This window comes from Paenibacillus illinoisensis NBRC 15959 (assembly GCF_004000925.1).
GTDB classification, from domain to species: Bacteria; Bacillota; Bacilli; order Paenibacillales; family Paenibacillaceae; genus Paenibacillus; species Paenibacillus illinoisensis.
In genome coordinates, this window is record NZ_BIME01000003.1 from 619,269 (window position 1) to 631,660 (window position 12,392).

The 12,392-nt window shown below is 46.5% G+C and carries 9 protein-coding genes; 8 read left to right on the plus strand and 1 reads right to left on the minus strand.

The window, feature by feature from the left end; translation table 11 throughout:
* Nucleotides 1–581 precede the first annotated feature (581 nt).
* The 6 genes from dnaA (at nt 582) to gyrB (ending at nt 7,009) form a co-directional block, all read left to right on the plus strand.
* Nucleotides 582–1,928 carry a chromosomal replication initiator protein DnaA gene (gene dnaA, locus PIL01S_RS11355; protein ID WP_095362173.1) on the plus strand — a complete coding sequence of 449 codons (1,347 nt, stop codon included), beginning with the start codon at nt 582–584 and terminating at the stop codon, nt 1,926–1,928.
* Between the two features lie 220 nt (nt 1,929–2,148).
* A complete protein-coding gene (gene dnaN / locus PIL01S_RS11360) occupies nt 2,149–3,291 on the plus strand; it encodes a DNA polymerase III subunit beta (protein ID WP_127537619.1) in 1,143 nt (380 codons plus the stop codon).
* Between the two features lie 16 nt (nt 3,292–3,307).
* Entirely contained in the window at nt 3,308–3,523 is a 216-nt protein-coding gene (yaaA, locus tag PIL01S_RS11365) for a S4 domain-containing protein YaaA (RefSeq protein WP_056697580.1), read from the plus strand.
* A 54-nt stretch (nt 3,524–3,577) separates the two neighbouring features.
* Nucleotides 3,578–4,690: a DNA replication/repair protein RecF gene (recF, locus tag PIL01S_RS11370; RefSeq protein ID WP_095293519.1), complete on the plus strand. Its 1,113-nt coding sequence runs from the start codon at nt 3,578–3,580 to the stop codon at nt 4,688–4,690.
* A gap of 13 nt (nt 4,691–4,703) precedes the next feature.
* The gene (gene remB / locus PIL01S_RS11375) at nt 4,704–4,952 is read left to right on the plus strand and encodes an extracellular matrix regulator RemB (protein WP_095293520.1); all 249 of its coding nucleotides are present in this window, start codon (nt 4,704–4,706) and stop codon (nt 4,950–4,952) included.
* A gap of 146 nt (nt 4,953–5,098) precedes the next feature.
* The gene (gene gyrB / locus PIL01S_RS11380) at nt 5,099–7,009 is read left to right on the plus strand and encodes a DNA topoisomerase (ATP-hydrolyzing) subunit B (RefSeq protein ID WP_127537620.1); all 1,911 of its coding nucleotides are present in this window, start codon (nt 5,099–5,101) and stop codon (nt 7,007–7,009) included.
* A 72-nt stretch (nt 7,010–7,081) separates the two neighbouring features.
* Here gyrB and PIL01S_RS11385 read toward each other — a convergent pair whose 3' ends face one another.
* A complete protein-coding gene (locus PIL01S_RS11385) occupies nt 7,082–8,017 on the minus strand; it encodes a YheC/YheD family protein (RefSeq protein ID WP_127537621.1) in 936 nt (311 codons plus the stop codon).
* A 423-nt stretch (nt 8,018–8,440) separates the two neighbouring features.
* Between PIL01S_RS11385 and gyrA the strand changes: the two genes are divergently transcribed.
* Together gyrA and PIL01S_RS11395 are read left to right on the plus strand one after the other, a co-directional pair.
* Nucleotides 8,441–10,993, plus strand: a complete 2,553-nt coding sequence (gene gyrA / locus PIL01S_RS11390) for a DNA gyrase subunit A (RefSeq protein ID WP_127537622.1) — start codon at nt 8,441–8,443, stop codon at nt 10,991–10,993.
* 226 nt (nt 10,994–11,219) lie between these two features.
* Nucleotides 11,220–12,326 (plus strand): HD-GYP domain-containing protein, encoded by a 1,107-nt coding sequence (locus tag PIL01S_RS11395; protein WP_127537623.1) that lies wholly within the window; start codon nt 11,220–11,222, stop codon nt 12,324–12,326.
* Nucleotides 12,327–12,392: the final 66 nt, after the last annotated feature.

Consider the following 12,392-nt stretch of genomic DNA (forward strand, 5'->3'; position numbering starts at 1 on the left):
TTCAACCATCCTCTTTTTAGTGTTAATCAGCTTGTCTGCCTCTATTATCATTGCCGCGAATCTCTGCTTATTGCATACAACCCCCACATGAGGTTAAAGAGGTTAATTCAACAGATCCCCAAAACGATCATTCTGAATTCGTGGTTATCCACAGATGTGTTATTCACAACTAAGGAGTCATTTTACACACAATTTAGCGATTTTCGACGAACAACCTGTGTATAAAACATTTTGGCTTTTTGGGTCATCCTGTCGAAAATTAAACAATTTATAAACAATATATTGTGTTGTGATTAAAAATTATACACAAGTTATTGAATTTGTGGATAAAATCTCGCGATACGTTGAAATGCGGGGCTTCTTTTGCTATGATTGTATTACTTTTGGATGTGAATATGTGATCTGACCCATAATATTATCAACAGCCTGTGGATAAAGTTGTGAACAATTTTCCGTTGTTCATTCTTTTTTTGTTTTCGACCTGCGGGGGTTTGGGGATAAATTCCGGCAATATATCTCGTATTTCGACACTGCATCATGGCTTAAGCCACACTTGGAACATGTAAAAGGAGTGACAGTCTGTGGACAGCCATACTTCTGATTTATGGCAGCAAATTTTATCAATCATACAAAACAAGCTCAGCAAACCCAGCTTCGATACCTGGTTCAAAGCAACCAAAGCAACGAAGCTGAATGACAGTTCAATTGTCATTTCCGCGCCGACTACGTTTGCCGTCGAATGGCTGGAGAGCCGTTACACCAAATTGGTAGGCTCGACAGTATATGAACTACTAGGCAAGCAAGTCGATGTGAAATTTGTCATCGAAGAGAACAAGCCTGCTGAACCGGATCCGCAGCTGCCGGCGCCAACGCCTACGGTAGTTCAGGAAGAAGCGGTTCTCAGCATGCTGAATCCCAAATATACATTCGATACATTTGTCATTGGACCAGGCAACCGTTTTGCCCATGCCGCATCGCTGGCGGTCGCTGAAGCGCCCGCCAAAGCATACAATCCTTTGTTTTTATACGGGGGAGTTGGACTCGGCAAAACCCACTTGATGCATGCCATTGGCCATTACGTTTTGGAGCATGATCCGGGGAGCAAGGTTGTTTATTTGTCATCTGAGAAATTCACGAACGAATTCATTAACTCCATCCGTGACAACCGGGGGGAGAGCTTCCGTAACAAGTACCGGAATGTCGATATTCTGCTTATAGATGATATTCAGTTTTTGGCGGGAAAAGAATCAACACAAGAGGAATTTTTCCATACGTTTAATGCGCTGCATGAGGAACGGAAACAGATCATTATCTCCAGCGACAGACCACCGAAGGAAATTCCGACTCTGGAAGAGCGGCTTCGTTCCCGCTTCGAATGGGGACTCATTACGGATATCCAGCCTCCGGATCTCGAGACACGGATCGCCATTTTGCGGAAAAAGGCGCGTGCGGAAAACCTCGATATTCCTAACGAAGCAATGATGTATATCGCCAACCAGATCGATACCAATATTCGTGAACTGGAAGGCGCACTAATTCGGGTAGTTGCCTACTCTTCACTGACGAATCAAGACGTTACGACTCATCTGGCTGCAGAAGCATTGAAGGATATTATTCCTTCCAGCCGTCCTAAAATGATCACTATTCAAGACATCCAACAAAAGGTCGGCGAGTATTACAGCCTTAAGCTTGAAGATTTCAAAGCACGGAAGCGGACCAAAGCCGTTGCTTTCCCTAGACAGATTGCCATGTATCTATCGCGTGAACTGACCGATTTCTCCCTGCCCAAAATTGGGGAAGCCTTCGGAGGACGAGATCATACGACTGTGATTCATGCGCACGAAAAAATCTCCCAATCGATCAAATCCGATCAGGAGCTCTACAAAGTTATCAACAACTTAACCGAAAAAATTAAGAATCCAACCTGAACAAGTCCCAAGCCTATGCACAACGTGTACACATGTGGATAGGCTTAATTTTATGGGTTTATACCCACTTATCCACATATTCAGTGCCCCTATTACTATTATTACTAAAAAGATCTAAAAGATATCATCTCCAAATACGCCGTTTAAAGCTCGGCCTTCGGCCTTTTGTTTAACACCTTTCAATACCCAAACACCCAAAAAATCCGCTAGGAGTGAAACCATGAAAATCAGCATAATGAAAAGCTACTTGAACGAATCCATCCAGCATGTATCCAAAGCCATCTCCAGCCGTACGACAATCCCCATTTTGAGCGGGATCAAATTCGACGTTAATCATCAAGGTGTGACGTTGACAGCAAGTGACACGGATATATCAATTCAATCCTTTATCCCGCTTGAAGAGGGAGATAAAAGCGTAGTTCAGGTTGAACAACCAGGTAGTGTTGTACTGCCAGCCAAGTTTTTTGTCGAGATCATCAAGAAACTGCCTTCCCAGGAAATCCACATGGAAGTCAAAGACAATTTCAACACCTTCATCTCGGCAGGTGCTACCGAAATTCAGCTCGTAGGTTTGGATCCGGAGGAATTCCCGGTATTGCCAAGCATTGAAGAGAACCAAACGGTATCCATTCCAGGTGATCTGCTTAAGAACATGGTGAAGCAAACGGTATTCTCCATTTCCACCCATGAGACGACTCCAATCCTGACAGGTGTACTCTGGAGCCTTGCTGACAATGAGTTGAAATTTGTGGCAACAGACCGCCACCGTCTTGCTACTCGTTCAGCAATGCTGGATAATGCAGAGGGAGTGCGTTTCAACAATGTTGTCATTTCGGGTAAAACGCTGAACGAACTCAGCAAAATCGTGCCTGATCAAAATACGCTTGTGGATATCGTAGTCGCTGACAACCAGGTCCTGTTCAAAATTGACCGTGTCCTGTTCTATTCACGCATTTTGGACGGAACATATCCGGATACTTCTAGAATTATTCCGACTTCGTACAAAACAGAACTTGTTTTGGATACCAAAAAATTAAGTGAGTCGATTGACCGGGCTTATTTGCTGTCGCGTGAAGAGAAAACCAACATTGTGCGCATGCAGACGATGGAATCCGGAACGATCGAAATTTCATCAAGCTCTTCTGAGCTGGGAAAAGTAAGAGAAGAAATTGAACCGGCCGAGTTTACCGGTGATCCGCTGAAAATCTCGTTCAACTCCAAATATATGCTGGATGTGCTGAAAGTGGTGGAGAGTGAGCAGCTGATGATCGCTTTTACCGGCGTCATGAGTCCGATCATTTTGAAACCGCTGGATGACAGTCACAGCCTTTACGTCATCTTGCCTTACCGGACGACCAACTAACGAAAGGAAGATTCCAGTGAACCGAGTAACGATTCGTACGGAATATATTAAGCTTGACCAATTTTTGAAACTGGCAGATTGCATTCCGACCGGAGGCATGGCCAAAGCCCTGCTTCAGGAAGGACTTGTACGTGTGAATAAAGAGCCAGAGGAACGCCGGGGACGCAAGTTATACCCTGGGGATATCGTTGAGGTGGACGGAGAAGGCGCGTTCGAAGTTGCCGCAGAATAAACAGTTTGATCCCTGCTGCCTCCTGACGGACGGGATAAAAGGGAGGTTAACCGCTTGTTTGTCAACAGCATTGATCTGCAGCAGTTCCGCAATTATGAACATCTGAAACTGGAATCTTTCGGTCCAGTGAATCTGTTAATCGGGCAAAATGCCCAAGGGAAGACCAATCTTGCAGAGGCCATCTTTGTGCTTGCGCTCACCAAGAGCCACCGTACTTCCCGCGACAAGGAGCTGATTCGTTTCGGTGAGGAACGTGCCAGACTTGCAGCAGAAGTCGACAAAAAGTATGGAACCGTCAATTTGGAGCTGTCTTTGTCGCAACAAGGGAAGAAGGCCAAGATCAACGGGCTTGAGCAGCGAAAGTTAAGCGATTTTGTCGGTGCACTTAATGTGGTCATGTTTGCACCGGAAGATCTGGAGATTGTCAAAGGCACACCGGGGGTACGCCGCCGGTTTCTTGACATGGAGATCGGTCAGGTGGCACCAGGCTACCTGTACCATCTTCAGCAGTATCAGAAAGTGCTGGTGCAGCGAAACAATCTGCTGAAGCAGTTATGGGGCAAGGATGCTTCTGCCCAGACGATGCTTGAGATCTGGAATGAACAGCTGGCCGAACATGGTGTTAAAATCGTCAAAAAAAGGAAACAATTCATAAAGAAACTACAAAAGTGGGCCGAAACGATTCATCAGGGGATCACCGGAGGCGGGGAAGTGCTGCGTCTGGCCTATCTTCCATCCTTCAGCGAAGCCGCTGAGGAAGATGAAGCTGTTTTAATGGACCAATTTATGATAAAATTATCACAAATGAAAGAGCAGGAGATTCGCCGGGGCACAACCCTTAGTGGGCCGCACCGGGATGACCTGTCCTTTTTCATTAACGACCGGGAAGTACAAACGTATGGTTCGCAGGGGCAGCAGCGCACAACGGCGTTGTCCCTTAAACTTGCGGAGATTGAATTGATCCACGAAGAAATCGGAGAATATCCGGTCCTGCTGCTTGACGATGTGTTGTCCGAGCTGGATCCTTTTCGTCAGACGCAGCTGATCGAAACGTTCCAGAGCAAGGTGCAAACCTTTATTACAGCTACGGGAATCGAGAGCCTGAACGTTGACAAGCTCAAAGATGCCAGTATTTATCATGTTCATGCCGGACAGGTTGAACGCTAAGGAGTGAGGGTACATGTACATTCATCTGGGCGGCGAGAAAATTATCCGTTCTTCCGAATTGGTCGCTATTTTTGATATATCGATTGAAAAATCCTCTAAAATCTCCAAGCAGTATGTCACGCATGCCGAGCAGGAAAAAACAGTGGAACGCATCGGTGAAGAGGAAGCCAAGTCTATTGTCGTGACCAAGAATATTGTGTACTATTCACCTATTTCCTCAGCCACGCTTAAGAAGCGGGCTCACATTTTCCCTGATCTTTAGACCTCTACAGGTAGGGTATAGTGTGTCTTCTGCTGCTTGTCTTTAGTTTTGACTACTTGCTGAAACGAAGCAAAGATGATCATTCAGCATGCATTCTTAGTTAACGCATATTTACGATATTGAATCTATAGAAGTAGGTGAAAGGCATGTCTATGAATCAACCGTCATATGATGCGAATGAAATTCAAGTCCTTGAAGGACTGGAAGCCGTACGGAAGCGTCCGGGGATGTACATCGGTTCCACCAGTGCCAAAGGTCTGCATCATCTGGTCTGGGAAGTAGTGGACAACAGTATCGATGAGGCGCTTGCGGGTTACTGTGACCATATTGAGGTCAGTATTCACGAAGATAACAGCGTCACTGTCGTCGATAACGGACGGGGTATCCCTGTCGGCGAGCATGCCAAAATGAAACGTCCTGCACTTGAGGTTGTTATGACCGTGCTCCATGCAGGCGGTAAATTTGGCGGCGGCGGATACAAGGTATCCGGTGGTTTGCACGGGGTCGGTGTCTCTGTTGTGAATGCCCTCTCCGAAAAAGTGGTCGTTACCGTTAAACGTGACGGACATGTTTATCAACAGGAATACCGCCGTGGTGCTCCGCAGTATGACCTGAAAACATTAGGAACAACGGATGAAACGGGAACAACGGTTACGTTCCACCCGGATCCGGAAATTTTCACGGAAACCACGGTATACGATTACGATACGTTGCTTACCCGTATTCGTGAGCTGGCGTTCCTGAATAAGGGCATCGGTCTTACTTTGACAGATGAGCGCACAGGTGCAACGAATTCGTTCCTGTACGAAGGCGGTATTATCGAATACGTCTCCTTCCTGAACCAGAAGCGCGAAGTATTGCATGAAAATCCGATCTACGTTGAAGGATCCAGAGATAATATCCAGGTGGAAGTTGCCCTGCAATACAATGACAACTACACCGAGAATATTTATTCTTTTGCCAACAACATCAATACGCATGAGGGCGGAACGCATGAATCGGGCTTCAAGAGTGCATTGACGCGGATCATTAATGACTATGCCCGCAAAGCGGGTGTAATCAAGGACAGCACAGGTAACTTGTCCGGGGATGACGTACGTGAAGGTCTCACAGCTATTATCTCTGTCAAGATTCCTGAGCCGCAGTTTGAAGGGCAGACCAAGACGAAGCTGGGTAACAGCGAAGTGCGCGGAATTGTAGAGTCCCTGTTTGCCGAGAAGCTTCAGGAGTTCCTGGAAGAGAATCCTTCGGTATCCCGCCGCATTCTGGAAAAGGGATTGCAAGCTGCTCGTGCACGCGAAGCAGCACGTAAGGCTCGGGAATTGACAAGACGTAAGGGCGCACTTGAAGTGAGCTCCCTGCCAGGTAAACTGGCTGACTGCTCCTCCAAGGACGCTTCGATCAGTGAACTGTACATCGTCGAGGGTGACTCTGCAGGAGGTTCTGCGAAGCAGGGTCGTGACCGTCACTTCCAGGCGATTTTGCCGCTGCGCGGTAAAATTCTAAACGTGGAAAAAGCCCGTCTTGACCGGATTCTCGGCAATGCGGAGATCAGGGCGATCATCACTGCAATGGGTACGGGTATTGGTGACGACTTCGATATTTCGAAAGCCCGTTATCACAAAATTATTTTGATGACCGATGCCGATGTCGATGGTGCTCATATCCGGACACTGCTGCTGACATTCCTGTATCGTTACATGCGCAAAATTATTGAAGCAGGCTATGTGTACATTGCACAACCGCCATTGTTCAAAATTGAGCGCAACAAAGTGATTCGTTATGCCGGTTCCGAGAAGGAACGTGATGAAATTATTGCGAGTCTCGGTGAAAATGCCAAGTTCAATGTCCAACGTTACAAAGGTCTCGGCGAGATGAATGCCGGACAACTGTGGGAAACCACGATGGACCCTGAAAGCCGGACGATGCTGCAAGTATCGATCAGTGATGCAATGCTTGCGGACGCAATGTTTGACACCCTGATGGGAGATAATGTTGAACCTCGTCGTGACTTTATTCAGGAAAATGCGAAATATGTGAAAAACCTCGATATCTGATGATACGGGAAGAGGCGCCTGCTGGGCGCCTTTTTCACTTTAGTGGGCTGTTGAAAACAGGAAATCCAAAGGCTAACGTGCCCGACTTTTCACTTTTGAAGAGGATGCTTGTGGTTTGGCAGCATTGCGTGATGTTTTCTTTTTTTTGGAGGGCAACCTGCCGTAGGCAATTGCATATCGTTTAATCCTGCGATAGGCCTCTTTGTCAGGCAGTAAGCCAAAGGCATAGATACCAGGTAGTGTGTTGACCTCTAGGATCCAGGGGCGGCCTGTTTCATCGAGGGCAATATCAATACCGATCTCTTTGAGTCTTGGAAACGACTTTTGCAGCTGAACAGCAGTATGAACACCAAGTCGGTAAAGCTCGCTGCGCAGCTTCTGTAATCCGGTTGCTTGGAGATGGGGTAGAACCAGTTCTTCGAATGTGGCCAGCCGTCCGCCACCATGAATATTGGTTATGATTTTTCCAGGTGCAGCAATTCTGCCGAGAATGCCCGTCGTCTCCCAGTTGTTCTTCAGATTCTTTTGCGTGAGCACGCGTAAGTCAAATGGCAGATCTTCGTGTTTGAGGAGAGGGATGCCCTGCTGAATAAGGTAAAGGTGTCCCTGAATTCGCTCTTCCAGAGCTTGATGGAGCTCCTCAAGAGACGAATACGACTCCTGTTTCGTGCCATATTGTAGCTCATAGGATGTCACCTGGAGTGAGGAAGTCTCCAGATCCTGTGAGCTGGATTCGGCAAGGGAGGGTTCGTCAGTAATGTCCTCCTCTGCATTGGAGTGATCAGGGGTTGGAGGTTCACTGAAGGAGTGGACTGTTTTTACTCGCATTACCCCATTACCGTAGGTCCCATGGTCAGGCTTAATATAATTGAGCTCAAACAGTTCGGTCATCCGTTCAAGAGTTTGGCGATCGTATTGCCTTGTGACAGGGATATATTCATTCACAGTACGGCTGCGCTGCAACACAACTGTTTTGGTCCATTTGCTGGAGACACGCTGGATACTCAAGAAGCCACCAGTCCTTTCTTGTTTTTATCAGAGTTCTCTAAGAGCAGCAGTACGGAGAAATCAAAGGACAAGAGATGATATCAGTGGTATAATAGAGAAATATGACGTTTTGTGCGTTTGGCTGCACAATTGCTAGTTTGGACGTAGAACGGGAACGGCACCAGCCTTAATACACGCAGTACATATGCCGCTTTTCTAGCATTGTATGTGTAAACGGAGAGGAAGGCAGGGCTAATCCCCAGACTGCTTAAAGTTCCCGGAAGAAAGGCTATTACCCAGCGGACGTTTAATTGTGTAACTTTTGTGAAAGTAATATAATAAAGAGTAGCGTTCTTGCGCGGTTTTAGCCTTGTTAGGCTTTTCACATATACTATTTTAATGACTGAATGGAACGTTTGTTGAAGGACAAGAAGGAGGTCCAGCATGGCGGAAGAAATGAACTCGCAGATTAAAGATCGGGATATTGGCGTCGAGATGCGTGAATCGTTTATGGATTATGCGATGAGCATCATTGTTAGCCGTGCCCTGCCTGACGTACGAGACGGATTGAAGCCGGTTCACCGGCGTATTTTGTACGCAATGTCAGAGCTAGGCATGACACCCGATAAACCACATAAAAAATCAGCCAGAATCGTCGGCGAAGTTATCGGTAAGTATCACCCGCACGGTGACTCTGCCGTATACGAAACGATGGTACGGATGGCACAGGATTTCTCCCTGCGTTATATGCATGTTGATGGACATGGTAACTTTGGATCCGTGGATGGCGACATGGCGGCAGCCATGCGTTATACGGAGGCACGTTTGTCCAAGATTGCTATGGAGATGCTTAGAGACATCAACAAGGATACGATCGATTTCCAACCGAACTATGACGGTGAAGAGAGTGAACCCGTTGTTTTACCTGCTCGTTTTCCTAACTTGCTTGTCAATGGTGTCGGCGGGATTGCGGTAGGTATGGCAACGAACATCCCTCCTCATAATCTGGGAGAGGTGATTGACGGCGTTCAGGCCATGATCAAAAATCCGGATATTACGTCCATGGAATTGATGGATTACATTCATGGACCAGACTTCCCAACGGCCGGTTATATTCTGGGACGCTCCGGTATTCGTCAGGCTTACCAGACAGGCCGCGGCTCTGTTACAATGCGGGCCAAAACGAACATCGAGGAAAATAACAACAAGGCACGTATTGTGGTTACCGAGATTCCTTACCAGGTCAATAAGGCAAGACTGGTGGAGAAGATTGCTGAGTTGGTTCGCGACAAGAAAATTGATGGTATTACAGATCTTCGGGATGAATCCGACCGTACCGGCATGCGCATTGTCATTGAGCTTCGCAGAGATGTGAACCCGGGTGTTGTACTGAACAATCTGTACAAGCACACGGCAATGCAGTCGACTTTCGGTATCAATATGCTTGCAATTGTGAATAAGGAGCCAAAAATCCTGAACCTGCGTGAGGTGTTGTATCACTACCTGCAGCATCAGATTGAGGTTATTCGCAGACGTACACAATTCGAATTGAGAAAAGCGGAAGCCCGTGCACATATTCTGGAAGGTTTGCGCATTGCACTGGATCATATCGACGAGATTATTGCGTTGATTCGTTCCTCCAGCAATACAGACGCAGCCAGAGAAGGGTTGATTGAGCGGTTCTCGCTTAGTCATGATCAGGCTCAAGCGATTCTGGATATGCGTTTGCAGCGCCTTACAGGTCTGGAACGGGAACGCATTGAGAATGAATATAACGAGCTTATGGTTAAGATTGCGGAGTATCGCGAGATTCTGGCCAATGAGCATCTGGTACTCGAAATTATCAGTGAAGAGCTGCAAGAAATTCGTGAGCGTTTCGGTGATGATCGCCGTACAGAAATCACTATTGGCGAAGAAAGTATCCTGGATGAGGATCTGATTCCGCGTGAAGAGGTCATTATCACCATTACACACACAGGTTATGTGAAGCGTCTGCCGGTATCAACATACCGCAGTCAGAAGCGTGGCGGACGTGGAGTCGTGGGTATGGATACCAAGGATACCGACTTTGTCGAGCATCTATTTGTAACCAATTCTCACAACTACCTCATGTTCTTTACGGACAAGGGTAAGGTATACCGTCTAAAAGCTTATGAGATCCCAGAGCTTGGACGTACAGCTCGTGGAACACCGATTATCAACCTGATTCAGATTGAACAGGGAGAGTCGGTTAACGCCGTGATTCCGGTGCAGGAATTCGAGAGCGACAAGTATCTGTTCTTCGCTACCCGTCAGGGTGTTGTGAAGAAGACACCGCTTGAGGATTACACCAACATCCGTAAAGGTGGTCTGATCGGGATCTCCTTGCGTGATGACGATGCTCTCATAGAGGTTAAACTCACAGATGGTCAGCAAGAGATCATCATGGGTACTTCAAACGGAATGTCTATTCGTTTTTCCGAAGGTAATGTTCGTTCCATGGGACGGAGTGCAACCGGGGTAAAAGGGATCACGCTGGATGAGGGCGATGTTGTCATTGGTATGGACGTTGTCGATCAGGAACTTGATGTTCTGATTGTTACAGCCAAAGGTTACGGTAAACGTACCCCTGTCAGCGATTATCGTATGCAGACTCGTGGCGGTAAAGGGATTAAAACCATTAACGTTACAGATAAGAATGGTGCGGTAGTCAGTCTCAAAATGGTTAAAACGGAAGAGGATCTGATGATTATCACGTCGAGTGGTACATTGATCCGCATGAGTATGGAGGGCATTTCCACGATGGGTCGTTATACGCAAGGTGTGAAGCTGATCCATATTCGTGATGAAGATGCCGTAGCCACAGTCAGCCGGATTGACAAAAATGAAGAAGAACCAGATGAAGAGCTACTGGAAGGACTGGAAGCAGGAGATGTGGAAGGTACAGCTATAAGCCCAAGTGAAGACGCAGGTATAGAGGCGGAAGCTGAAGGCGACGATTCTGATTCTGAGGTTTAAAATACCTTTACAGCATGACCCAGTCATGAAGTAGTGGAAGTTAGATATGAAGAAAAGAGGGGTTCCCATTCGGGAGCTCCTTTTTTTATAGTCTCTCCTTGATATAAAAATATAGGAATATAGGATGTACAGCCTGATTTATGAGTAATATAATGGGAAATATCGTGAAAACCGGGACTATGGTCTTGTTTACCATTGAGAAGAACGAAGAGTGAGGAGAATTAACATGGGATTAATAACCCTGTCTGAAGTCAAACCTGGGCTTAAACTGGGGAATGACGTACATACGGTGCGTGGTAACGTTCTATTTCAGAAAGGCAAGGTTATTCTGCCTAAGGATGTAGAAGTTCTAAGAGCCTTTATGATTCACCAGATTGATATCGAACAAGAAAGAGTCGGAACGAATGGTGCAGGTACTAAGGCGGCCGCTTCAACAAGCGGTGAGAGAAATGGGGATCAGACTGGTAAAGGTAGTATTGCTGTATCAGCCCCTGCAGTATCCTCCCTACACGAAGAGTATGAGAAGATGGTGGTATTGACCAGGAACGCCTTTCAATCCTCCCTGGCAGCTGAATTACCTGTTTATGAGCTGCGCACTCAGCTCGAAGCCTTGTTTGTACATCTCAAACAATATAATGTACTGACTTTTAGTCCAAGAGTGATGCAGGAGCATGATTACGTTTATCATCATGCTGTACTGAGTGCAATGACCTCGTATCAGTTGGCTCAGTGGATGGAATTACCCTCCAAGGACTGGATGCAGGTTGCTTTTGCAGGATTGTTCCATGATATCGGTAACAGCAAAGTAGACCCACAGATTCTCCATAAACCTACTGCACTAACCGCTTCTGAGCAGGAAGAGATCCGACAACATACGAAGTATGGCTATCAGGTCCTAAAACAAGCCAAGGCCATTAATGAAGGAGCAAGGCTGGCAGCACTGCAGCATCATGAGAAAGTGGATGGTTCAGGTTATCCATTACAGCTGAGCGGCACGCAGATCCATATCTATGCCAAAATCGTTGCCATCGCTGATATTTTCCACGCCATGACACTGGAGAAGATTTATCGTAAAGCACAGTCTCCATATCTCGTTCTGGAACAAATCAAAAGCGAGGCATTTGGCAAATTGGATCCTGCCATCGTCAATGTATTTATACAGCGTTCCACACAAATTCATAACGGCATTCGGGTTAAACTTAGCAATAATCAAGTTGGCGAGATCATTTTCTCCGATCGGGATCATCCAACTCGTCCAATGGTCTCCGTGGAGGGGACAATCATTAACCTTATGCAACAGCGGCAGCTATATATCCAAGAAGTTATAGGATAAGATTTATTTTTTATATATAGGAGAGCCATTCTATTAGGAGTGGTTCTTTTCTTTATAAATCTTTTC

Bases quoted from the DNA above. Each gene is read 5' to 3' on its own strand.
- dnaN (WP_127537619.1), top strand. From the start codon at position 2,149: ATGAAAATCAGCATAATGAAAAGCTACTTGAACGAATCCATCCAGCAT.
- remB (WP_095293520.1), top strand. From the start codon at position 4,704: ATGTACATTCATCTGGGCGGCGAGAAAATTATCCGTTCTTCCGAATTG.
- gyrB (WP_127537620.1), top strand. From the start codon at position 5,099: ATGTCTATGAATCAACCGTCATATGATGCGAATGAAATTCAAGTCCTT.
- gyrA (WP_127537622.1), top strand. From the start codon at position 8,441: ATGGCGGAAGAAATGAACTCGCAGATTAAAGATCGGGATATTGGCGTC.
- PIL01S_RS11395 (WP_127537623.1), top strand. From the start codon at position 11,220: ATGGGATTAATAACCCTGTCTGAAGTCAAACCTGGGCTTAAACTGGGG.